The 24,184-nt window shown below is 53.2% G+C and carries 21 protein-coding genes and 1 pseudogene; 9 read left to right on the top strand and 13 right to left on the bottom strand.

What is annotated here, in order from left to right; all coding sequences use genetic code 11:
• Nucleotides 1–21: 21 nt before the first annotated feature.
• Nucleotides 22–1,065, bottom strand: a complete 1,044-nt coding sequence (gene citC, locus ACFK9X_RS04705) for a [citrate (pro-3S)-lyase] ligase (RefSeq protein WP_072095630.1) — start codon at nt 1,063–1,065, stop codon at nt 22–24.
• 244 nt (nt 1,066–1,309) lie between these two features.
• On the opposite strand from citC, the gene citS reads away from it, so the two are divergent.
• The 6 genes from citS (at nt 1,310) to ACFK9X_RS04675 (ending at nt 8,599) form a co-directional block, all read left to right on the top strand.
• Entirely contained in the window at nt 1,310–2,650 is a 1,341-nt protein-coding gene (citS, locus tag ACFK9X_RS04700; protein ID WP_000183602.1) for a citrate/sodium symporter CitS, read from the top strand.
• A gap of 158 nt (nt 2,651–2,808) precedes the next feature.
• Nucleotides 2,809–3,048, top strand: coding sequence for an oxaloacetate decarboxylase subunit gamma (locus tag ACFK9X_RS04695; RefSeq protein WP_001001154.1), 240 nt, complete (start codon nt 2,809–2,811; stop codon nt 3,046–3,048).
• Nucleotides 3,049–3,064: 16 nt separating this feature from the next.
• The gene (gene oadA, locus ACFK9X_RS04690) at nt 3,065–4,840 is read left to right on the top strand and encodes a sodium-extruding oxaloacetate decarboxylase subunit alpha (RefSeq protein ID WP_151115706.1); all 1,776 of its coding nucleotides are present in this window, start codon (nt 3,065–3,067) and stop codon (nt 4,838–4,840) included.
• A 15-nt stretch (nt 4,841–4,855) separates the two neighbouring features.
• On the top strand, nt 4,856–6,157 hold the full coding sequence (locus ACFK9X_RS04685) for an oxalacetate decarboxylase subunit beta (protein WP_000444885.1): 1,302 nt from the start codon (nt 4,856–4,858) through the stop codon (nt 6,155–6,157).
• A 134-nt stretch (nt 6,158–6,291) separates the two neighbouring features.
• On the top strand, nt 6,292–7,911 hold the full coding sequence (locus tag ACFK9X_RS04680) for a sensor histidine kinase (protein WP_151117897.1): 1,620 nt from the start codon (nt 6,292–6,294) through the stop codon (nt 7,909–7,911).
• A 1-nt stretch (nt 7,912) separates the two neighbouring features.
• On the top strand, nt 7,913–8,599 hold the full coding sequence (locus ACFK9X_RS04675; protein WP_000377415.1) for a response regulator: 687 nt from the start codon (nt 7,913–7,915) through the stop codon (nt 8,597–8,599).
• A 21-nt stretch (nt 8,600–8,620) separates the two neighbouring features.
• Here the strand turns inward: ACFK9X_RS04675 and rihC are convergent, their stop codons facing one another.
• The 8 genes from rihC to ACFK9X_RS04635 all read right to left on the bottom strand — a co-directional run bounded on the left by rihC (nt 8,621) and on the right by ACFK9X_RS04635 (nt 17,056).
• Nucleotides 8,621–9,541: a ribonucleoside hydrolase RihC gene (gene rihC, locus ACFK9X_RS04670; protein WP_151115704.1), complete on the bottom strand. Its 921-nt coding sequence runs from the start codon at nt 9,539–9,541 to the stop codon at nt 8,621–8,623.
• A gap of 15 nt (nt 9,542–9,556) precedes the next feature.
• Nucleotides 9,557–10,759 (bottom strand): XAC2610-related protein, encoded by a 1,203-nt coding sequence (locus tag ACFK9X_RS04665; protein ID WP_151115702.1) that lies wholly within the window; start codon nt 10,757–10,759, stop codon nt 9,557–9,559.
• 199 nt (nt 10,760–10,958) lie between these two features.
• Entirely contained in the window at nt 10,959–11,909 is a 951-nt protein-coding gene (ispH, locus tag ACFK9X_RS04660) for a 4-hydroxy-3-methylbut-2-enyl diphosphate reductase (RefSeq protein WP_001166422.1), read from the bottom strand.
• Nucleotides 11,910–11,911: 2 nt separating this feature from the next.
• Complete coding sequence (gene fkpB, locus ACFK9X_RS04655; protein WP_061380420.1) at nt 11,912–12,361, bottom strand: FKBP-type peptidyl-prolyl cis-trans isomerase; 450 nt, start codon at nt 12,359–12,361, stop codon at nt 11,912–11,914.
• A gap of 154 nt (nt 12,362–12,515) precedes the next feature.
• Nucleotides 12,516–13,016 (bottom strand): signal peptidase II, encoded by a 501-nt coding sequence (gene lspA, locus ACFK9X_RS04650; protein ID WP_000042736.1) that lies wholly within the window; start codon nt 13,014–13,016, stop codon nt 12,516–12,518.
• Nucleotides 13,016–15,850, bottom strand: coding sequence for an isoleucine--tRNA ligase (ileS, locus tag ACFK9X_RS04645; protein ID WP_151115700.1), 2,835 nt, complete (start codon nt 15,848–15,850; stop codon nt 13,016–13,018). Before ileS ends, lspA begins: the two co-directional genes overlap by 1 nt.
• Before the next feature lie 44 nt (nt 15,851–15,894).
• Nucleotides 15,895–16,833 carry a bifunctional riboflavin kinase/FAD synthetase gene (gene ribF / locus ACFK9X_RS04640; RefSeq protein WP_151115698.1) on the bottom strand — a complete coding sequence of 313 codons (939 nt, stop codon included), beginning with the start codon at nt 16,831–16,833 and terminating at the stop codon, nt 15,895–15,897.
• A gap of 7 nt (nt 16,834–16,840) precedes the next feature.
• Nucleotides 16,841–17,056, bottom strand: coding sequence for a DUF2575 family protein (locus ACFK9X_RS04635; RefSeq protein ID WP_023209321.1), 216 nt, complete (start codon nt 17,054–17,056; stop codon nt 16,841–16,843).
• 105 nt (nt 17,057–17,161) lie between these two features.
• On the opposite strand from ACFK9X_RS04635, the gene rpsT reads away from it, so the two are divergent.
• The 3 genes from rpsT to ACFK9X_RS04620 all read left to right on the top strand — a co-directional run bounded on the left by rpsT (nt 17,162) and on the right by ACFK9X_RS04620 (nt 21,333).
• A complete protein-coding gene (gene rpsT, locus ACFK9X_RS04630; protein WP_001518655.1) occupies nt 17,162–17,425 on the top strand; it encodes a 30S ribosomal protein S20 in 264 nt (87 codons plus the stop codon).
• A gap of 455 nt (nt 17,426–17,880) precedes the next feature.
• Nucleotides 17,881–19,254 (top strand): MFS transporter, encoded by a 1,374-nt coding sequence (locus tag ACFK9X_RS04625; RefSeq protein ID WP_151115696.1) that lies wholly within the window; start codon nt 17,881–17,883, stop codon nt 19,252–19,254.
• Between the two features lie 39 nt (nt 19,255–19,293).
• Nucleotides 19,294–21,333, top strand: a complete 2,040-nt coding sequence (locus ACFK9X_RS04620; protein WP_151115693.1) for a TIM-barrel domain-containing protein — start codon at nt 19,294–19,296, stop codon at nt 21,331–21,333.
• A 54-nt stretch (nt 21,334–21,387) separates the two neighbouring features.
• On the opposite strand, the gene nhaR is transcribed toward ACFK9X_RS04620, so the two are convergent.
• From nhaR to ACFK9X_RS04600, 4 genes and pseudogenes are all read right to left on the bottom strand, one after another.
• The gene (nhaR, locus tag ACFK9X_RS04615; protein ID WP_000062872.1) at nt 21,388–22,287 is read right to left on the bottom strand and encodes a transcriptional activator NhaR; all 900 of its coding nucleotides are present in this window, start codon (nt 22,285–22,287) and stop codon (nt 21,388–21,390) included.
• A 61-nt stretch (nt 22,288–22,348) separates the two neighbouring features.
• Entirely contained in the window at nt 22,349–23,515 is a 1,167-nt protein-coding gene (gene nhaA / locus ACFK9X_RS04610; protein WP_151115691.1) for a Na+/H+ antiporter NhaA, read from the bottom strand.
• 163 nt (nt 23,516–23,678) lie between these two features.
• A pseudogene (locus ACFK9X_RS04605) lies at nt 23,679–23,906 on the bottom strand (arylsulfatase); the annotation flags it as partial.
• Nucleotides 23,828–24,085 carry a hypothetical protein gene (locus tag ACFK9X_RS04600; protein ID WP_043985883.1) on the bottom strand — a complete coding sequence of 86 codons (258 nt, stop codon included), beginning with the start codon at nt 24,083–24,085 and terminating at the stop codon, nt 23,828–23,830. The pseudogene ACFK9X_RS04605 and the gene ACFK9X_RS04600, both read right to left, overlap by 79 nt.
• Nucleotides 24,086–24,184 lie beyond the last annotated feature (99 nt).

Genomic DNA, 24,184 nt, shown 5'->3' with positions numbered 1-24,184 from the left:
TTCCTTGTTAACGGTGTTACGTCATATGGTTTCAGTGTGTCTGGCGGCATGCCGCTGCAGATATGCCAGGGTGCCAGCAGGCACCAGCGCGCTTATTGCCGACCAATTACGTTCGCTATACAGTTTTCTGACGCGAGAGGCGGAAATAGCCGCGCCGTTTTTCTCCACCCGCGCCAGCTCGACGACCTCAATAACCGGGCCGCTACGCTTCGGATCGTGCAAAATGTCGTGCATTCGCTGGTTATAGGCACAGGTCAGAGGGCAAAACGGTTCACTGCCGACAAAACGATGGGTAATCCCCAGCGCTGGAGCCAGATGTTCACGGAAGAGTTGCAGATCGATCTGGCAATGGCAGTCGTCCACAACCCCTTTTTCTTTGAGGAAATAGCCGGGAAACGTCGCACGCGAGATCATATAAGCGGAGCCGGAATGCAACGTGACGTTGTCAATACCCGCGATTCCTTGTTCGATCAGCGCCCAACGGTCGGTATAGGAAAAAAATGAAGCATCTTCTTTGACCACAAACAGATGCAACCAGTCACAGGCCGCAGCCGCTTGCTCCACCAGATAACGGTGGCCCAATGTAAACGGATTGGCGTTCATGACGATGGCGCCGATCGTTTTTCCCGGTTGACGATAAAGCGCCAGTTGGCGACAAAAGCGCGCTAACCGTTCACTGCTGTTCTCCATTAACACCGCCAGCTCACCTGCCTGCGCAATGGGCCAAAACCCCGCGCCAGAAAACAGCAACCGATTTTGCGGCTTAGTGAACAGGAAAAGCTCGCTGCGGTTTAACTCGTAGGCCAATGTAAGCAGCTCAGTCAGCAGTTTGAGGCTGAGCCCTTCCCCTTGTAAAACCGGGGAAACGGCGATGCATTTCAGTACGTTCCCGGCCAGAGAACCGCACCCGACTATCTCACCCTGCCAATATGCGCATACCGCGATTTCACAATCATCTTCCAGGGCGAGTCCCACGCCCTCCAGAAACATGGCGACCGACTCGCGACGCAATACATCCTTTTGCAAATAAATGCGTTTAAATATTAGATTCACTCTATTCTGCATCCGTCAGCAAATAACGTCGCATATTTCGCCAGCGTTTGTATTACTCGTCTGGAATAGACATCACACTTTCCCCCTTGCTTTTATAAGCTTTATGGTTTTTATTTCCTTAATTAACCAGAGTTAATAAAAATAATTAAATTAATTAAAAACACAACCATTCAGTGAAGATAGTCACATCTCACGGTTCATTGAATTTATTAGTATGCGCGGGTCTTGTTATCCATCAATACACAGGAAAATGTTTATGACCAACATGACCCAGGCTTCGGCGACGGAGAAAAAGGGGGCTAGCGATTTACTCAGATTCAAAATCTTTGGTATGCCGCTACCGCTTTATGCCTTTGCATTAATTACTTTATTACTTTCTCATTTTTATAATGCTATACCGACTGACTTAGTCGGTGGTTTTGCCCTTATGTTTGTGATGGGGGCCATTTTTGGTGAAATCGGCAAACGTTTACCGATCTTCAATAAATATATTGGTGGCGCACCGGTTATGATATTTCTGGTTGCAGCTTATTTTGTCTATGCTGGCATATTTACGCAGAAAGAAATTGATGCGATCAGCAACGTAATGGATAAAAGCAACTTCCTTAACCTGTTTATCGCAGTGTTGATCACAGGCGCGATCCTGTCGGTAAACCGTAAGCTGCTATTAAAATCACTGCTGGGCTATATCCCAACCATCCTCGCCGGGATTGTCGGCGCGTCCCTTTTCGGTATCGTCATTGGTCTGTGCTTCGGTATCCCGGTCGACCGTATCATGATGCTGTACGTTCTGCCGATTATGGGCGGTGGTAACGGCGCGGGCGCCGTGCCTCTGTCTGAAATTTATCACTCGGTTACCGGACGTTCTCGCGAAGAGTATTACTCAACGGCTATTGCTATTCTGACCATTGCGAATATCTTCGCCATTATTTTCGCCGCCCTCCTCGATATGATAGGCAAAAAATACACCTGGCTTAGCGGTGAAGGTGAGTTGGTTCGTAAGGCTTCCTTCAAAACCGAAGATGATGAAAAGGCCGGTCAGATTACCCATCGTGAAACGGCGGTTGGCATGGTGTTATCCACCACCTGCTTCCTGCTGGCCTATGTCGTTGCCAAGAAAATTCTGCCAAGCATCGGCGGCGTCTCTATTCACTACTTCGCCTGGATGGTTCTGATTGTTGCTGCGCTGAACGCATCAGGTCTTTGCTCACCGGAGATTAAAGCCGGGGCGAAACGTCTTTCTGACTTCTTCTCCAAACAGCTACTGTGGGTGCTGATGGTAGGTGTGGGTGTTTGCTACACCGATCTGCAAGAGATCATCGATGCCCTGACGTTCGCGAACGTCGTTATCGCCGCAATCATTGTGGTCGGCGCTGTCGTTGGCGCAGCTATCGGGGGCTGGTTGATTGGCTTCTACCCGATTGAATCATCCATTACTGCGGGTCTTTGTATGGCCAACCGCGGCGGCTCCGGCGATCTGGAAGTGCTCTCCGCCTGTAACCGTATGAACCTCATTTCATATGCACAAATTTCCTCTCGTCTGGGCGGCGGTATTGTGCTGGTTATCGCTAGCATCGTGTTCAGCATGATGGTGTAAAAAAACGCACGGCGGTGTCTTTGCCGCAAACGACCTGGAGAAAAGTAGAGGCCAAAGCCAGAGGTGGCCAAGGGAAATCCACTCTACTCCTTAGCCGGATTCACCAGGAAGGTTGTCGTCAAGGCCACCGTCGTGCCTCTCATTATGGAAAATGATTCATGAATGAAGCTGTACTACTGGGTGAAGGTTTCACCCTGATGTTTTTAGGGATGGGGTTCGTACTGAGCTTTCTGTTCCTGCTCATCTTTGCCATTCGCGGCATGTCTGCCGTGATTACTCGCTTCTTCCCGGAGCCCGTCGCCGCGCCCGCACCGCGTGCCGTTCCCGTCGTGGACGACTTCACCCGCTTAAAGCCGGTGATTGCCGCCGCCATTCACCATCACCGCCACCACGTTTAATTTCCCGGAGGGATCCATGACCATTGCCATTACCGACGTCGTCCTGCGTGACGCCCACCAGTCTCTGTTCGCCACCCGCCTGCGCCTTGATGACATGCTGCCGATTGCCGCCGCGCTCGATGACGTGGGCTACGGGTCGCTGGAGTGCTGGGGCGGCGCCACCTTTGACGCCTGTATCCGCTTTCTCGGCGAAGACCCGTGGCTGCGCCTGCGCGAACTCAAAAAAGCCATGCCCAAAACCCCGCTGCAGATGCTGCTGCGCGGCCAGAACCTGCTCGGCTACCGCCACTACGCCGATGACGTGGTGGAACGCTTCGTCGAACGCGCGGTGAAAAACGGCATGGACGTGTTCCGCGTCTTCGATGCCATGAACGACCCGCGCAATATGAAAGCCGCACTGCAGGCGGTGCGCAGCCACGGCGCGCACGCCCAGGGCACGCTCTCGTACACCACCAGCCCGGCGCACACCCTGCAGACCTGGCTGGATTTAACGGAGCAACTGCTGGAAACCGGCGTTGACTCGATTGCCATCAAGGATATGTCCGGTATCCTGACGCCAGTGGCGGCGTATGACCTGGTCAGCGAAATCAAAAAACGCTATGACGTGCGCCTGCACCTGCACTGTCACGCCACCACCGGGATGGCGGAGATGGCCCTGCTGAAGGCTATCGAGGCGGGCGTCGACGGCGTCGACACGGCAATTTCGTCCATGAGCGCCACCTACGGCCACCCGGCCACCGAAGCGCTGGTGGCGACGTTGGCAGGTACTGAGCACGACACCGGGCTGGATATCCTGAAGCTGGAAAATATCGCCGCGTACTTCCGCGAGGTGCGCAAAAAGTATCACGCCTTTGAAGGCCAGCTGAAGGGCTACGACAGCCGTATTCTGGTGGCCCAGGTACCGGGCGGAATGCTCACCAACCTCGAAAGCCAGCTGAAGCAGCAGAACGCGGCGGACAAACTCGACCAGGTGCTGGCGGAAATCCCCCGCGTGCGCGAGGACCTCGGCTTTATCCCGCTGGTGACCCCCACCTCACAGATTGTCGGCACCCAGGCGGTGCTCAACGTCCTGACCGGCGAGCGCTACAAAACCATCGCCAAAGAAACCGCTGGCATTCTGAAAGGCGAATACGGCCACACCCCGGTGCCGGTGAACACCGCGTTACAGGCCCGCGTGCTGGAAGGGGGCGCTCCGGTGACCTGCCGTCCGGCGGATTTACTCAAACCGGAACTGGCTGAACTGGAAGCGGACGTCAGGCGCCAGGCGCAGGAGAAGGGCATCACTCTGGCGGGAAACGCCATCGACGACGTGCTCACCGTGGCGCTGTTCCCGCAAATCGGCCTCAAATTCCTTGAGAACCGCCACAACCCGGCGGCGTTTGAGCCGGTGCCGCAGGCGGAAGCCGCGCAGCCGGTGGCAAAAGCAGAGAAGCCTGCCGCCTCCGGTATCTACACCGTGGAAGTGGAAGGCAAAGCCTTTGTGGTGAAGGTCAGCGACGGCGGCGATATCAGCCAGCTTACTGCGGCTGTTCCGGCAGCCTCTTCCGCACCGGTTCAGGCTGCCGCTCCCGCAGGCGCCGGCACCCCGGTCACCGCGCCGCTGGCGGGCAACATCTGGAAGGTGATTGCCACCGAGGGCCAGACGGTGGCCGAAGGCGATGTGCTGCTGATTCTGGAAGCCATGAAGATGGAAACCGAAATTCGCGCCGCGCAGGCCGGGACGGTACGCGGTATCGCGGTGAAGTCCGGCGATGCGGTCTCCGTCGGCGACACCCTGATGACGCTGGCGTAAGGACGAGGAGCGGAAATGGAAAGTCTGAACGCCCTGCTTCAGGGCATGGGGCTGATGCACCTTGGCGCAGGCCAGGCCATCATGCTGCTGGTCAGCCTGCTGCTGCTGTGGCTGGCGATAGCGAAGAAGTTCGAACCGTTGTTGCTGCTGCCGATAGGCTTCGGCGGGCTGCTCTCCAACATCCCGGAAGCGGGCATGGCGCTGACCGCGCTGGAAAGCCTGCTGGCGCATCACGACGCCGGGCAGCTGGCGGTGATTGCCGCGAAGCTGAACTGCGCGCCGGACGTGCACGCCATTAAAGAGGCATTAGCGCTGGCGCTGCCGTCGGTGCAGAGCCAGATGGAGAACCTGGCGGTGGACATGGGCTACACGCCGGGGGTGCTGGCGCTGTTCTATAAAGTGGCGATTGGCTCCGGTGTCGCGCCGCTGGTCATCTTTATGGGCGTGGGCGCGATGACCGACTTCGGCCCGCTGCTGGCCAACCCGCGCACCCTGCTGCTCGGCGCGGCGGCGCAGTTCGGCATCTTCGCCACCGTGCTGGGGGCGCTGACGCTGAACTACTTCGGCCTGATTTCCTTCACCCTGCCGCAGGCGGCGGCCATCGGCATTATCGGCGGCGCGGACGGCCCGACGGCGATTTATCTGTCGGGCAAGCTGGCCCCGGAGCTGCTGGGAGCCATCGCGGTGGCGGCGTACTCGTATATGGCGCTGGTGCCGTTAATCCAGCCACCGATTATGCGCGCGCTGACCAGCGAGAAAGAGCGGAAAATCCGCATGGTGCAGCTGCGCACGGTGAGTAAGCGGGAAAAAATCCTCTTCCCGGTGGTGCTGTTACTGCTGGTGGCGCTGCTGCTGCCGGACGCCGCGCCGCTGCTGGGGATGTTCTGCTTTGGCAATCTGATGCGCGAAAGCGGCGTGGTGGAGCGTCTGAGCGACACGGTACAGAACGGGCTGATTAATATCGTCACCATTTTCCTCGGGCTGTCGGTGGGCGCGAAGCTGGTCGCGGATAAGTTCCTGCAGCCGCAGACGCTGGGCATTCTGCTGCTGGGGGTGATTGCGTTCGGTATCGGGACGGCGGCCGGGGTGCTGATGGCGAAGCTGCTGAACCTGTGCAGTAAGAACAAAATCAACCCGCTTATCGGTTCGGCCGGCGTGTCGGCGGTGCCGATGGCGGCCCGCGTATCGAACAAGGTGGGCCTGGAATCAGACGCGCAGAACTTCCTGCTGATGCACGCGATGGGCCCGAACGTGGCGGGGGTTATCGGTTCGGCCATTGCGGCGGGCGTGATGCTGAAGTACGTGCTGGCGATGTAATAGTGGATGGGATACGCATGTCGTATCCCATTTTCATCCAAATTTTTTCTGAAAGAAAAGTAAGTATGAACTGGTTCAGGTTCCGGTGATGCCGAATGCAAGAAAATACCGTAATTAAATATCTAAATACCAATATGTTTATACGGGAAATTACACGCTGGTTTGCCAGACGCTCGTTTCAAAACCGGATATTTCTACTGATCCTGTTTACATCCACCATCGTGATGCTGGCAATCACCTGGTATCTGACCGATATCACGAAAGAGCGCCTGCATTATCAGGTGGGCCAACGTGCGCTTATTCAGGCAATGCAAATATCCGCTATGCCAGAATTAGTTGAAGCCGTAGAAGCGCATGATTTGTCACGCATCAAAGCGTTGATTGACCCAATGCGCTCGTTTTCGGACGCGACTTACATTACCGTTGGCAACGAAAAAGGTCAGCGACTGTATCACGTCAACCCGGATGAGATCGGCAAATATATGGAGGGCGGCGATAGCGACGACGCGCTGTATAATGCTAAAAGCTACGTATCGGTGCGCAAAGGTTCATTAGGCTCTTCCTTGCGTGGTAAATCCCCGATTCAGGACAGTACCGGTAAAGTCATCGGTATTGTTTCCGTCGGCTATACTCTGGAACAGCTGGAGAGCTGGCTTAACTTACAAATCAGCTCGTTGCTGTTCCCGATGGCGTTACTGCTGCTGGTGCTGTTGTACTGTGCCCGCCGCTTCTCGCTGCATATTAAAAAGCAGATGCTTAACATGGAGCCACAGCAGCTTTCACAACTATTAATTCAGCAAAGCGTGTTGTTTGAGTCGGTATTTGAAGGGTTGATCGCCATTGACTCCCATCACCGTATTACCGCTATTAACCAAACGGCTCGCCGCTTACTGAATCTGAGCCAACCGGAGTCTGAACTCATTGGCTATGCAATCCACCATGTCGTGTTGCCGGAGGCCTTCTTTTACGATGCGCCGCAAAAAAACAAAAAAGATGAGATCGTCACCTTTAACCAAATGAAAGTCATCGCCAGTCGCATGGCGGTCATTATTGACAACCAGCCTCAGGGCTGGGTTATTAGCTTTCGCAACAAAGACGATATCAATACACTCAGCCTGCAGTTAAGTCAGGTGCGGCAATACGCCAATAACCTGCGCGCCGTGCAGCATGAGCATCGCAACCTTATTTCCACCATTGCCGGACTGCTGTTCCTGAAGCGCTACGATAATGCGCTGGCGCTGATTCAGCAGCAGTCGGAAAGCCACCAGAAAGTACTCGATTTTATTTCCCATAATTTCCGCGACTACCACCTTGCGGGGCTATTAATCGGTAAATATTATCGGGCAAAAGAGCTGGGGCTGGAGCTGATTTTCGATCCTTCAAGCTTTGTTGAACACCTGCCGTCATCGCTCTCGCATAATGAATGGATTTCGATTGTTGGCAATTTATTGGACAACGCCTATAACGCCACCCTGCTCAATCGCGAAGGCTCGCGACAGATTGAGTGCCTGATCAATAGCGAAGGTAATGAAGTCATTATTGAAGTTGCCGATCAGGGATGTGGTATTGACGAAAATATCCGCCAGCATATTTTCGAGCGTGGAGTGACCACCCACAACAACGGCGATCACGGAATTGGATTATGGTTGGTGCACAGCTACGTCAAGCAGGCCAATGGCGACATTATCGTCGATAGCAATAATCCTTTTGGCACCATTTTTACCCTCTATATCCCTTTTACCAGAGAAGAATAACATGGATAGCATTACGACACTCATCGTTGAAGACGAACCGATGCTAGCGGAAATCCTGGTGGACACCATCAAGCTTTTTCCCCAGTTTTCAATCGTCGGCATCGCAGACAAACTGGAAAGTGCGAAGAAGCAAATACGCCTCTATCAACCACAGTTAATTCTATTGGATAATTTTTTACCCGATGGCAAAGGGATCGATTTAATTCGTCATACCATCAGCACCAACTACACGGGGCGAATTATTTTCATTACCGCCGACAATCATATGGATACCATCAGCGATGCCTTACGCATGGGCGTATTCGATTATCTGATTAAGCCGGTACATTATCAGCGCCTGCAGCATACCCTGGAGCGGTTCACCCGTTACCGCAGTTCGTTACGTTCCAGTGAGCAGGCAAACCAGACGCACGTTGATGCCTTATTTAATATCCAGGCCAAAGAACAAACCGCAGAACCGAATAGCGGACTGCGGGGAATTGATGAAAACACCTTCAACCGGGTACGACAAATATTCGCCGACCCGCAGGCAGTACATACAGCAGACACTCTGGCGCAAATTCTGGGCAGCAGTAAAACCACTGCCCGACGCTATCTGGAACAAGGCGTGAAAAATAACTTTCTCGAAGCGGAGATCAGCTACGGGAAAGTGGGCAGGCCGGAGAGACTCTATCGCGGCAAAGTATGAGATTATGGCGCCAACATGTAATTACGGCGCATAGGCAAACACCTCAGCCACCCACTGACGAAAACCGTCCATATCCAGCGCCAGCGCCACCTGCGCGTTGGCGGGCTGCCCCAGACGCCCTTCAATATCAACGACCGTCGTGCCTGCGGTATATTCCCCCTGCGTTTCTACGGCCACAAAACAGGATTGCAGGGTAAAAAGCTCCGGACGCACCAGCCAGGCGATCGCGCAGAGATCGTGCATCCGGACGCCAGTGCGCATACTACCGCTGCGATAATGGTTGAACAGGCTGTGCAACATCTTACCGGTGCGATTCAGCGCGGGCAGTTTATTCAGAAAATCTGGCGAGAGCATTGCCTGATTCGTGACATCAAGCCCACACATCACAATCTCCAGACCGCTGCGGAACACCAGCGCCGCGGCCTCCGGATCGACAGCAATGTTAAATTCAGCATTAGGCGTAAAATTGCCGCGCCCTGCGGAACCGCCCATCAACACCAGACGGCGAATGTTACACGCACACTCCGGATAGTGCATCAGTAGCAACGCAATATTGGTCAATGGCCCAATCGCCACTAATGTCATGGGCTCCGGGGCGTTCATCAGCACATCCCGGATAGCGATAAACGCAGGCTTCGCCAACGGTTGGCGCTGATGGTCGACAAAATCATAGCCTTCCATACCGGATTCGCCGTGGACGTATGCCGCATCGCGTAACGGACGCAGCAGCGGCGTCGCGGCCCCCTGGGCAAGTGGGATATCGCTGTTCCAGAAATGCAGAAGCTGCAACGCATTACGGGTCGTTTTTTCAACGGAAACATTACCTGCGACGGTGGTTATTAGTTGCAGATCAAGCTGGGGGGCGAACAGCGCAGCGGCAATCGCAGCCGCGTCATCAATGCCCGGATCGGTATCAAGAATAATGTGTAGGGATGCTGTCATTAATGCTCTCCTGACCTATTGTTTTATATCTTCATACTCAGCGCGACTGATACAGGCATCAGGCACATCGTCATCCGTCACCAGACGCGGACTTAGCTTATCACCTTCGACAAACGGAACTAATGGGCAAAAACGCCCTGGCGATGCTTTGTTTTCCTGCCACTGAATCTCAAGCGATTCGGGCTCAGCGCCGGGTTTTTCTGCCTGAATCACGGTACGAACATTACCGGTTAGCCAAAAAGATTGACACGTCTCATCAAGGCTAAGAGGCGGCGTCAAATGACCATTTTTACGTACTAGCGGATAAATAATACGCCCATCAGCGTAGGAAGGTATCATGTAGCAGTTATACATTTTGCCTTTACTTATCACAGGCTGAAAGTAGCTTTCACCGCGATCGATCAGTTCAATCGTTTTTCCTTTCCAGCGATACACATTGACGCCATGACTGCAGCAACCGCCGCGCCAATAGCTGACAATCTGTTTATGTTCAGCATCGATCTCTGGTGAAGTGATTTCCTGATAAGACGCTGGCGCATCAACATAACGCTGTTTGGCGGGGTCATAGAGCCATGTTTGTACTGGAGCATTCGGCCCTGCAAGTAGCTCTGTTACAATCGACAGATCCGGGTAGCCATCAAAATTGACATCCCCCCATTGAGGCATAAACGGGCTACAAGTGCCCACCGAGGCGGTATCTAAGGTCTGTATGAGTTTACCATCACGGTATAATTTTATCGCCGAAATGGCCGGCGTATTGCCGCAATCAATCTCTTTGGAAGGGTCGTAACCCCCTGCATCATTCGTGTTCGTGACCAGCACAATATCAGGGGAGTTTTTAGGTTTGAGGTAGATAAGGGCAACAGGAAAATGTCGTTTTTTATCTGCGGACGTCCATTCGCCTTTAATCTCACTGCTGGAGATTTCCGCATTCCAGTAACCCGAAAGCGCCTTTACGCGTTCTTCAAGATGCACCTCTTTATCCTGGAGTGAGCCGCGTAGAACAATCACTGCCTTGTGCTGATTGCAAGGTTCATAGCAGTAATACCCATAAAGCGTGTTACCAAATCGCGTGATATTAACGTTTACCGGTTTCCCCGCGATAGTTCCGGTATAGTTTCGCTCCCAGGCGGGTAGCTCCAGCACCGTGGCGCTTGTCGCGTCCATCCAAAAGCCGATGGCGAGTAACGTTGCCAATCCATATTTTATTTTGCCCATTTCCCTTATCCCTGTAGGCATTACAACCCAAAAACCAGCAACGATTGTGCTGGTTTTTCAGATGAATAGCAAAAAGGTGGGGCATTAGCACCGGATGACGACTACGCCTTATTCTTCCTGTCGCACATTGAATATCAAAAGAAATTCTTAAGATCTGGTCAACGTAGCGTCATCAGGCAGATTTCTGAATTGTGAAATCTTATTCGACCTCACGAACATCCACACGCAGCTCTTTCGGCACTTCGAAAACAATATTTTCTTCGCGCCCCTCAAGCGTGACGGCTTCGCCGCCGCCAAACTCGCGCAGACGCGCAATAACATTCTGCACCAGAATATCCGGCGCGGAAGCGCCAGCAGTGACGCCGACGCAGGCGGCTTCTTTCACCCACGCCTCCTGGATATCCGCCGCATCGTCGATAAGAAACGCGGTTCTTCCCATCCGTTGGGCCAGTTCCGCCAGCCGGTTAGAGTTAGAAGAGTTTTTCGAGCCGACCACCAGCACCACGTCAGCCTGCTCCGCCAACGCCCGCACCGCTTCCTGACGATTAGTAGTGGCATAGCAAATATCGTCTTTGCGCGGGCCGACGATTTTCGGAAAGCGTTTACGCAGCGCATCAATCACATCGGACGTATCGTCCACGGAAAGCGTGGTTTGCGTCATGAAGGAGAGCTTGCCTTCATTTTTGACATTCAGCGTCCAGACGTCCTCTGGCGACTCCACCAGGTACATCCCCCCTTCCGGGTTGCTGTACTGACCCATGGTGCCTTCCACTTCCGGGTGCCCGGCGTGGCCGATGAGAATAGATTCTTCACCGCGACGGCTGGCGCGCGCCACTTCCATATGGACTTTCGTCACCAGCGGGCAGGTGGCGTCAAAAACGGTAAGATCGCGGCTTTTCGCCTCGTTACGCACCGCCTGGGAAACCCCATGAGCGGAGAAAATCAGAATGGCGCCATCCGGCACTTCGCTAATTTGCTCTATAAAGATCGCCCCGCGCTTGCGCAGGCTGTCCACTACATAGCGGTTATGCACGACTTCGTGCCGAACGTAAATTGGCGCGCCGTAAATGGCGAGCGCATTTTCAACAATGCTGATAGCGCGGTCTACCCCGGCGCAAAAACCGCGTGGGTTGGCCAACAGGATCTGCATGTTTATGCCTCCAGCGCCGGATCGATTTCCAGCACTTCAATATCAAAGTGAACGGTATGCCCGGCCAGCGGATGGTTAAAATCAACGGTAATCGAGTCGCCGTTGATTTCGCGAATCACGCCAGGCATTTCGCTGCCATCCATTGCGGTAAAAAGCATAATCGCCCCGACTTCCGGTTCGCCCGCCGCCATAAACTCACGGCGCGAGAAATACTGGATCAAGTCCGGACTGGGGACGCCAAACGCGGCGTCAGGCTCCAGCGAAAACGCTTTCTTTTCCCCTTCTTTCAACCCCAGAAGCTGCTGCTCCAGACCTTCGGAAAGCGAGGTATCGCCAAGACGGAACAGGGCTGGCTTGCCGTTATTGCGGGTAGATTCCGCCGTTGAGCCATCATCCAGTTTCAGGGTGAAGTGAACGAGGATCGCGCTGGTGCTCTGTACGGATTTAGACATGCAAATTGCTCACGTGTTTTGCCCGGAGGCACAAAGAACTATAAAACCGTAGGCCGGATAAGGCGTTTTCACCGCCATCCGGCACCACGTTTGCCTGATGGCGCTGCGCTTATCAGGCCTACAAAACCGGATAAGCGCCATCCGGTATTTACGCTTATGCCTGTTCTTTCGCTGTCGGCTTCGGCAAAAAGCCTTCCAGTACAATCAGCGCCGCGCCGATACAGATCGCGCTATCGGCAAGGTTGAACGTCGCGAAATGCCAGTCGCCGACGTAAAAATCGATCATATCGACAACAAAGCCGTGCCACAGGCGGTCGAACAGGTTACCCAGCGCGCCGCCGATGATTAACGCATAAGCGATGTTATTCAGCTTCTGCGTCGCTTTCGAGCGATACATCATCACCAAAAGAATTACGCAGATCCCTATCGCAATCCCGGCAAAGAACCAGCGCTGCCAGCCGCCGCTATCCGCCAGGAAGCTAAAAGCCGCGCCGTAGTTACGCGCATAATGCAGATTAAGCGACGGGAACAGCCCTACCGTATCCCCCAGAGCGAAATTCTGGAGGATCAGGTATTTGCTGCCCAAATCGATAATCAGCACGACTACTACCAGCCATAGCCAGCGTAGTCCTGTTGAACAGAGTGGTTTACTCATCAGGCAAATTTACGTTGTTCGCCATTACCGGCGATGTTGCTGACACAGCGTCCGCAGATATCTGCATGTTCCGCCACCTTGCCGACATCAGTAGTGTAGTGCCAGCAGCGCGGACACTTATCACCCTCGGCACGCGTTACCACTGCCTGAACTGTCGTATTACCAGCATTGTACTGAATATTTTCATCATCAATACCCCCCGCTTGCTCAGAAATCACGAACTGGGAAGTAATGAAGATAAATCTGACCTCTTCGCCCAACAGTTTCAGCTTCTTGATCGTACCGTTAGCATCGTCAGCATATTTCAGCGTCACTTTTGCTTCCAGGTTCGATTTGATGCCATTGGCTTTCTGATTTTCCAGCTCTTTGTTGACCTGGTCCTTGATATAGCGGACATCGTCCCAGAATGCGTCATTAAATTCTTCATTCTCTTCCAGGCCAAACAACCCGTCGTACCATTCGCCGGTGAAGACATATTTTTCACGCTCGCCCGGCAGGTAGCCCCAGATTTCATCAGCCGTGAAGGACATGATCGGCGCCATCCAGCAAACCAGCGCTTCTGCGATATGATACAGCGCAGTCTGGCAGCTACGACGCGCGACGCTATCAGCCTTCGCGGTGTACTGGCGGTCTTTGATGATGTCGAGGTAGAACGAACCCATTTCAACGGAGCAGAAGCGCATCAGGCGCTGTACCACTTCATGGAAGTCGTAAGCTTCGTATGCCTTCAGAATCTCTTGCTGCGCCGTTTTCGCGCAGCCCACCGCCCACCTGTCCAGCACAACCATCTCTTCCGGTTTGACCATATCGGTGGCCGGATTGAAGCCATTGAGGTTCGCCAGCAGGAAGCGCGCGGTATTACGGATACGACGATAGCTGTCGGCAGCACGTTTCAGGATTTCGTCAGAGACCGCCATTTCGCCGGTATAGTCAGTAGACGCTACCCACAGACGCAGGATATCCGCGCCCAGTTTATTCATCACATCCTGCGGCGACACGGTGTTACCGATGGACTTGGACATCTTGCGCCCCTGACCATCGACAGTGAAGCCGTGAGTCAGTACCTGGCGGTATGGCGCTTTGCCTTTCATCGCCACGCTAATCATCAGGGAGGACATAAACCAGCCGCGATGCTGGTCAGAGCCTTCCAGATACATATCGGCAGCGTGACCGGCGAACTCCGGACGCGCATCAACCACGGAGTAACTGGTGGAACCGGAATCAAACCAAACGTCCAACGTATCCGGAACTTTCTCGTATTGATCGGCATCTTCGCCGAGGATCTCTTTCGGGTCGAGATCCCACCACGCCTGGATACCGTCAACTTCGACGCGTTTCGCCACCTCTTCCATCGCCGCCAGAGTACGCTCAATCGGCAGCAGCTCCTGCGTTTCTTTATGCACGAACAGCGACATCGGTACGCCCCAGGTACGCTGACGTGAGATACACCAGTCAGGACGGTTAGCGACCATTGATTCAATACGCGCCTGACCCCAGTCCGGGATCCACTGAACGCCTTTGATCTCTTTCAGCGACTGTTGACGAAGCCCTTCTTTATCCATGCTGACGAACCACTGCGGGGTCGCGCGGAAAATGATCGGCGTTTTGTGACGCCAACAGCACGGATAGCTGTGCTGCATTTTTTCGACATGCAGTAGCGCGCCTTTTTCTTTCAGCAGTTCAATAACGATATCGTTCGCTTTGAAGACGTTAACACCGTCAAGCGTTGGATATGTGCCTGGCAGGTAAGCGCCGTCCGGGCCAACCGGGTTAGCGGTTTCCAGGCCATACTTTTGACCGATCACGTAGTCATCCGGGCCGTGACCAGGGGCGGTATGTACCGCGCCGGTACCGGCGTCCAGGGTGACGTGATCGCCGAGGATCGCCGGCACGTCAAAGCCCATAAACGGATGGGTAAAGCGCAGCAGTTCCAGCTCCGCGCCTTTAACGGTGCCGAGAATGGTGTATTCAGCCGCGCCAATACGCTGCATGACGCTTTCAACCAGATCTTTCGCCAGAATCACCGCCTGGCCGTCAATCTGCACCAGCGCATAATCAAAGTCCGGCGCCAAGGAGATGGCGCGGTTAGCCGGCAGAGTCCACGGCGTGGTGGTCCAGATAACCAGCGACACAGGGCCGCTCACGCCCGGCAGACCAAACTTCGCTTTCACCGCATCCTGATCGACGGCGCGGAACGCCACGTCGATAGACGGTGACGTTTTGTCGTAATATTCAACTTCCGCTTCCGCCAGCGCGGAACGGCAGTCAACGCACCAGTGCACCGGCTTAGCGCCTTTGTGCAGATGACCGTTTTTGATAATTCTGCCCAGCGCGCGGATGATGTTGGCTTCGGTTTTGAAGTCCATGGTCAGGTACGGATGCGACCAGTCGCCCAACACGCCCAGACGAATGAAGTCTTTACGCTGGCCGTCAACCTGCGTAGCAGCATATTCGCGGCACTTGGCGCGGAATTCAGCGGCAGTGAATTTCTCGCCCGGCTTACCGAACTCCTGCTCGACTTTCAGCTCGATAGGCAGACCGTGACAGTCCCAGCCCGGCACGTAAGGAGAGTCAAATCCCGACAGTCCTTTGGACTTCACGATAATGTCTTTCAGAATCTTGTTAACTGAGTGACCAATATGAATGCTGCCATTCGCATATGGAGGGCCATCATGCAGAATGAAGGTTTTTTTGCCTTTTTTGGCCGCACGAATGATGCCGTACAGATCATCATCGGTCCAACGCGCCAGCATTCCCGGTTCACGCTTGGCGAGGTCGCCGCGCATCGGGAACCCTGTTTCCGGCAAATTCAGGGTCGATTTATAGTCACTCATCAGATTCTCGGTTCCGTATTTCGGTTTGATAAACACCGTCAGGGTTACACCTGCCCGGCTAGCCCAAAAAACTTGCGGGCCGTTAACTCATCGCGTGCGATTTGCGCTTTTAGCTCATCAAGCGACGCAAATCGCTGCTCATTACGTATCTTTTTACGCAGTATTACATCTATATGGCGACCGTAGAGGTCCATTACAACGTCCAGCAGATGCACTTCCAGTTGTTGACGCACGCCAGCCACCGTTGGACGAGTGCCAATGTTCGCTACGCCGGGTAACGGCTTATCGCCAAGCCCGGTGACTTCCACCGCATAGACCCCTTTGACCGGGGAGACCTGACGGCGCAGCGGTAAGTTCGCCGTCGGGAAGCCAATGGTACGTCCCAGCTCGTCGCCATGAACGACACGCCCGGAAATAGTAAAGGGATGTCCCAGCAGACTTTCGGCAAGCGCCAGGTTATCTTCCGCCAGCGCCTGTCTCACTGCGGTACTACTGATACGCACGCCGCCTTCACAAAAGGTTTGGGTGCTGGAAACCGCAAAACCATACTCCGCCCCCGCCTTCTGTAATAACAAGAAATCGCCCGCGCGGCTAGCACCAAAGCGGAAATCATCGCCGACGGCAAGAAATTGCACGCCAAGTCGCTCCACCAGCAGTTCGCTGATAAACGTTTGCGCCGTCAAAGCGGCAAAGCGGCGATCGAATTTCACGCACAGCACATAGTCCACGCCGCACTGCGCAAGGTAATGCAGTTTTTCACGCAGGCGCGTCAGGCGAGCGGGCGCTTTATCCGTCGCGAACAGCTCCAGCGGCTGCGGTTCGAAAATCATGGCCACCACCGGCAGACCGCGTCTGCGTCCTTCTTCCTGCAAACCCTGCAGTAGAGCGCGATGCCCCCGATGTACGCCGTCGAAATTACCAATGGTCAGCACACACCCATGCGGGGCCTGACTGAGATTATGTATGCCGCGTATCAGCTTCATGTCTGACTCAAAACAGTGAAAATCGCAAGAGTATACCTTGTACAGCGGTCAAGGTTAACCGACTATTGCCCTGAGGAAACATAAAGAAGATGCTTTTCATCGCCATGCGGCAAACTCCGCCCCAAAACCCGCCGCTTAATGCAATTTTTCTCATGGAAAAGCTGTATTCACAGCACGCAAGCTGGTAGAATCCTGCGCCATCACTACGCAACGAGTGCTGCAATTTAAACGGCGCTTATTTGCACAAATCCATTGACAAAAGAAGGCTAAAAGGGCATATTCCTCGGCCTTTGAATTGTCCATATAGAACACATTTGGGAGTTGGACCTTGGCTAATATCAAATCAGCTAAGAAGCGCGCCGTTCAGTCTGAAAAGGCTCGTAAGCACAACGCAAGCCGTCGCTCTATGATGCGTACTTTCATCAAGAAAGTATACGCAGCTATCGAAGCTGGCGACAAAGCTGCTGCACTGAAAGCATTTAACGAAATGCAACCGATCGTGGACCGTCAGGCTGCTAAGGGTCTGATCCACAAAAACAAAGCTGCACGTCATAAAGCTAACCTGACTGCACAGATCAACAAACTGGCTTAATCGCCTGCTTGTTATCAGCTTTGTAGAAAAACCCGCGTAAAGCGGGTTTTTTTATGCCTGCTATCTGCCGTTTTGCTCGTCAACCGCTGGCGCTGACCTCACTCGTTCACTCTCTTCCTGACCAGCCTATTTTTTCAGCTCCCCCTCCCTTAGTCACGTAATACTTGAAAGTTATTTTCTTTCACTGTTTTCCTTTTCTTATTTCATTACTGAAAAAACTGTGACCACCTTAGCAAATAAAAACATCGCTCATTCAAAAACTAATAAACGCAATCCTGATGTAAGATTTAATAATTGATTGATGCCGTCGGGTTAACTACTTTTCATGTACACCTTACTTACTCATTTTAATCTGAGGTTAAATTCAGAAACGACATAAAAATAATATTCAAAACTTGCTTAGAAAGTAGAGGTTGTTTTTCTGGGCGTATCGTACCAATATCGGAGTTATCATTATGAGTTCTGTCATTGAGGATACCCAGCCTTCCGGGTCAGCATCATTGTCTTTACTACAGCGTATTAGCTACGGCTCTTTGGATGTGGCGGGTAATCTGCTGTACTGCTTCGGTTCAACGTACATTTTATATTTCTACACAGACGTTGCGGGCATTAGCCTTGCCGTAGCAGGCGTTATCCTGCTGCTGGCGCGTATTATCGATGGCATAGACGCCCCCATATGGGGGATCATCATCGATAAAACACGTTCACGCTACGGTAAATGTCGTCCCTGGTTTTTATGGTTACCGCTGCCTTTTGCGGTATTCAGCGCACTGTCATTTTGGTCTCCTGATATCAGTATGACAGGAAAAGCCATCTATGCAGCAATATCTTATATGATTGCCAGCATTCTATTTACCGGACTTAATACACCACTCAGTGCAATATTACCCCTGATGACCTTATCTCCCAAAGAAAGACTGGTTTTAAATTCCTGGCGAATGACCGGTGGGCAAATTGGGGTTTTATTAATGAACGCGACCGCCTTGCCGTTAATCGCTTTTTTAGGTAACGGTGATGATCACGCTGGTTTTATTTATACGGCAATTACGTTTGCCATTATATCCTGCGCGCTAACGCTCTTTGCGTTTAAAAACATTCGTGAAATGGATACGGATAAAATACAGCATGAACCTAAGTTGCCGATGAAAAAAAGTTTCGCGGCGATGAAAGGTAACTGGCCGTGGATCCTGATGGTGCTGGCTAATCTGATCTTCTGGATTGCCCTACAGCAGCGCAACACGACCATTGTCTATTATCTGACCTACAACCTCGACCGTAAAGATCTGGTACCGCTGATTAACAGCCTGGCGACGATTCAGATCCTGTTTATCATCGCTATCCCCTTCTTTAGCAAATACCTGGCTAAAACCTGGATATGGGTAGGCGGTCTGCTGGTCGCCACGTTTGGCGGCGTCATGATGTGGCTGGCAGCGGACAACATTACTTTCCTCATCGCCGCCTGGATACTCGGCAATATCGGCAGCGGTATCGCCTGCTCAATGCCGTTTGCCATGCTGGGCTTCGCCGTCGATTTCGGCGCCTGGAAGACCGGTATTAAGGCTACCGGCATTCTTATCGCCTTCGGCAGCACCTTCTGCATCAAGATGGGTAGTGGCCTCGGCACCGCTTTCGCCGCCTGGATCATGAACAGTTTTGGCTATGTCCCCAACCATGCCCAGAGTGCTGCGGGTCTGGAGGGCATTATCTGGGCCTTTATCTGGGCACCCGCCCTACTCTTCGCGCTCGCAGCGATCCCACTACTTTTCTTTCGCAAATACGAAGCGATGGAAGAGAAGATTCGCCACGATCTGGAAACCGTCAACTCATAACGTTCTTTACCTTCACCCTCGAATATGGGAGGCACCACCATGCCATTTATGCAACAAGACCCGCGTCGTCTGGTCTGGCAGCAAAACGATCGCTATTTATGGATTGAACCCTGGGGCGAGAACAGCCTGCGCGTACGCAGCGGCCGTCATCTGCCGGTAATGAGAAATGAAGACTGGGCATTGACTGAGCCAGTCGCAGAAAGTCAGTGCCACATTGATTATGAGCACCACCAGGCAACGCTGACCAACGGCAAAATTATCGCTATCGTCAATCAAAAAGGACAAGTTACCTTTTACCGCCATCCACACAAACCCCTGTTGCAGGAGTTCTGGCGCCTGCGGGGCGAAATTGGCGAGGATGAATCATCTCACGGCCAGTACGTTAGCGCACTCAACCTTGAGGGACGCGAGTTCCGCCCTATTCAGGGTGGGAAATATTCACTGAAAGCCCGCTTCGAAGCCACCGAAGGGGAAAAAATTTATGGCATGGGGCAGTATCAACAGGCCAACCTGGATCTCAAAGGATGCGTGCTTGAGCTGGCGCAACGTAACTCCCAGGCCTCAGTACCGTTTATGCTCTCCAGTCTGGGCTACGGATTTTTATGGAACAACCCGGCAGTCGGACGCGTAACCTTTGCCCAAAACGTTACCGAATGGGAAGCGCAGGTCAGCGAACAGCTGGACTACTGGATCACGGCTGGCGATACCCCGGCAGAAATTAGCCGGGCTTACGCGCTGGCTACCGGCACGCCGCCGATGATGCCGGACTACGCCATGGGCTTCTGGCAGTGCAAACTCCGTTATCGTACGCAGGAAGAGCTGCTGGAGGTCGCCCGCGAATATAAGCGCCGCAATCTGCCTATCTCAGTGATCGTTATCGACTTCTTTCACTGGCCGAATCAGGGTGACTGGATGTTCGATGCGCGCGACTGGCCCGATCCTGATGCCATGATTGCCGAGCTGAAATCGCTGGGAATTGAGCTGATGGTCTCCGTCTGGCCGACGGTGGATAACCGTACCGAAAGCTATCGGGAGATGCGCGAAAACGGCTGGCTGGTACAAACGGAACGTGGCTTGCCGATCAATATGGATTTCCTCAGCAATACCACTTACTTTGATGCGACTCATCCGGGCGCGCGCGACTACGTCTGGGGCAAAGCCAAATGCAACTATTACGATAAAGGCGTGAAGTTATTCTGGTTAGATGAAGCCGAACCTGAGTTCAGCGTTTACGACTACGACAACTATCGCTACCATGCCGGGCCGGTACTGGAAGTGGGCAATATCTACCCACGCATGTACGCCAAAACCTTTTTTGATGGCATGAAAGCCGATGGCGAAGACCAAGTTATCAACCTGCTACGCTGCGCCTGGGCCGGCAGTCAGAAGTACGGCGCTCTGGTCTGGTCAGGGGATATTCACTCCTCGTTTAGATCGCTGCGCAACCAGTTTGCCGCCGGACTCAATATGGGAATAGCAGGGATACCGTGGTGGACGACGGATATCGGCAGTTTCCATGGCGGTAATATTCACGACCCGAAATTCCATGAATTGCTAATTCGCTGGTTCCAGTGGGGCGTCTTTAGTCCGGTGATGCGTCTGCACGGCAACCGCGATCCGCAGATTTTACCCGCGCAACCGTACCGGGATGGCATTGCTCAATGCCCTACAGGTGCGCCGAACGAGGTCTGGAGCTACGGTGAGCAAGTATGCGACGTACTGACAGGTTGCCTGGCGTTGCGAGAAAAACTCAAGCCCTATATCAAAGCGCTGATGGAGGAAACCCATAAGCACAATACGCCAGTGATGCGCCCCCTGTTCTTTGAATTCCCCGAACAGGAAACAAGTTGGACAATCACCGACCAGTATTGTTTTGGTCCTGACCTGCTGATCGCCCCCGTCATGCATGAAGGTATGCGCGAACGTGATATCTGGCTACCGGAAGGGGAAACATGGACGGATCTTGCAACCGGTGAAAACTATTCAGGAGGGCAGACGCTGCAGTACGCTACGCCACTGAACAGAATTCCGGTGTTTATCCGCGAAGGTGGGCAGTACCGTAGCCTACTGAACTTGTAGAATGATTCCGGCTGCGGGCTAGTTCCGCAGCCGGAAGTATTACGGTAGGTACGTCTACTGTAGTTTAAACAATGCCGAGTAGTCCGCATTGCAAATACGCTGCACCGCCGGATGCTGGATCATTCTCTCGGCAAAAATCGCATGATATTCTTCCATGACATTCTCCACGCGCCCAATCTCTATTACCGACTCATCGGCATAAAAATCCAGTGAATAAAGGCTCGGCGCCACAAAAATCGCATCGTGCGTCGCGCCAAACGCCTTCATTAAGGCCGCGTCATCAAATTCACCGAGGATCTCAACCTGCAACCCCTGCGAATTAAACCAGTTCAACAACTTACGCCCCAGCATTGAGCGCCGTCCCGGCACCAGCAACCGTCGCTCTTCCAGGCAGGCAGGGAACGCTTTTTCAGGAAGCGGATTCGTACACCAGAAACTGACGCTGCATTCGCCGATTTTGACTGAGAATAGCCCCTCCTGCTGCGTGGAATCTATCGGGCAGTCGGAGATAATCATATCCAGCTTGTGCTGGCTGAGCTGTTCGAGCAACATTTCGTGCGTGGACTCGAAGCAACGCAGATGTATGGGTTCGTCTACCACTACCGCCGCATCCAGAACGCTGCTGACCAGACGCTTGGATAAAGCATCGGCGACGCCGACATCAAACAACAGGTTTGATTCTTTGCGGTAATTGACGATATCCAGCATCTCCTGGCTTAGCGTAAACATTTTGTCCGCATAGCGAAAAACCAGCTCGCCCAGTTCGCTGGGCTCAAGACCGCGTCCCTTACGTTTAAATAGCTTCCCCTGTAAACGCTCTTCCAGGGCTTTAATTTGACCAGTAATGGTTTGCGGCGTCAGAAAAAGCGCCTCTGCGGCACCCACGACAGAACCTTCTTTATAGACATGCCAGAAATAATAAAGATGGTTGTAGTTAATATGAGACATGCTCATTCCTCTCCCTGTTCAATGTCGCAAGGGAGCGATACATCGCTCCCCCTTTCCTTCGTACTGGTTATGCCGGCGCGTTCAAACGCGCGCGCAACCAGCTATACCCCACCACTGCGGAGAGCAATGAACCAATCAAAATGCCCAATTTCGCCCAGTTAATAAGTTCCGGATCGACATTGCCAAATGCCAGGCTGGCGATAAAGATGGACATCGTAAAGCCAATGCCACACAAAATGCCGACCGCCATGATTTGCTGATAAGTGGTCCCTTGCGGCAGATGCGCCAGCTTGAAACACAGCGCCAGCCAGCAAAACAGGCTAATCCCCAGCGGCTTACCAATCAGCAGACCGGCAATAATTCCCAACGGCAGCATGGAGGTCAGACCGTCAATCGTGACGCCCTGAAGAGAAACGCCGGCATTCGCAAAAGCGAAGAGCGGCAGGATCAGGTACGCGACCCACGGGTGCAGAACATGCTCCAGACGCTTGGCCGGCGAGCGACCGTGTTTTTCTTTCAGCGGAATAAAGAAACCGACAATGACGCCTGCCAGCGTCGCGTGAACGCCGGACTTCAGTACCGCCGTCCACAGCACTGCCCCGACCAGAATATATACCCCTGTCCGTCTGACGCCGCACAGGTTCAGCAGCGCCAGCACGGCAATCGCGAACGCCGCCACGCCCAGCGAGACGATAGAAAGATCGCTGGTATAAAACAGTGCGATAATAACGATGGCGCCGAGATCATCGATGATCGCCAGCGCCATCAGGAAAATTTTCAGCGCCAGCGGAACCCGGCTGCCCAACAGCGCCAGCACGCCCAGCGCAAAGGCGATATCCGTCGCGGCAGGAATAGCCCAGCCCTCGCGAGTGACCGGATCGGAGTAGTTAAAGGCCAGATAGAGCAATGCCGGTACAATCATCCCGCCGATGGCGGCAATCACCGGAAAAGCGGCCTGGCGCAGACTGGCTAACGAGCCTTGCATCAGTTCGCGCTTAACTTCCAGGCCAATCAACAGGAAAAACACGGCCATCAGCGCATCGTTGATCCACAACAGCATGTTTTTGTTGATCTCAAGCGCCCCAACCCGTAGCTGAACCGGCGTCTCCAGAAAATCATGATACCATCCACTGGTCGCGCCCATATTGGCCATCAGCATAGCCAGCGCAGCGGCGATGATGAGAATGATGCCCCCAGAGGCATCGCTGCTAAAAAATCGGTGCAGATGTTTCACTTTTTATTCTCTCAATCAGGTGAATTCTTCGAATCTACTATCTTACCTCGCCTGACTCATCGTTAAAATTAGATTATATATGATGAATAGCTCGTTTTTTTACGAAATGAAGTCCGACTTACGCCGGACTTTTTTAGTGCAGTCAGTCATTGATGATAGACCGCTACGCGTACAGATCCATTTTATACACCCGGAAACTGGTAATATCGTAGCGATAGCCTTCCCCGTTCGTTTCCGCGTTTTTGTAGTAACCTGACGTCATGGTCGCTTCAAAAAGCACGGTTTTCTCCGTAGGCGCAATCTCCTGTAAAATTAGCAGCCCCATAGCCTCACTGCCCGCCTGCGGATCGATAATATCGCTCTCGCCAGGCTGGCAAGAGATGGCGCGGCCATAAACGGATTAAGAATAATCAGCGCATTTTGTACTGTATTACTTTCTGTAATCTGGCTGAGGCTGTGCTCATAAATCGCCGTATGGTTGAGCACCATCGCATTTTGCTTATCAATCCTCTGATTGACGGCAAGACACGGGGTAGGAAGCGTATTCTTTTGATGTTTGAACGGCCCCATGATCTCTCCAGTATATCGTTGTCGTTCCTTGCTGGAACAACGAAATAGATACGCTGGAGAGGGTTGTACTGATAATCAAAAGCCATCGACTCAGCTCTA

Origin of the sequence: Salmonella sp. WC3 (assembly GCF_042932255.1) — a bacterium.
Taxonomy (GTDB): domain Bacteria; phylum Pseudomonadota; class Gammaproteobacteria; order Enterobacterales; family Enterobacteriaceae; genus Salmonella; species Salmonella enterica.
This window is presented reverse-complemented; position numbering and strand designations above follow the sequence as displayed.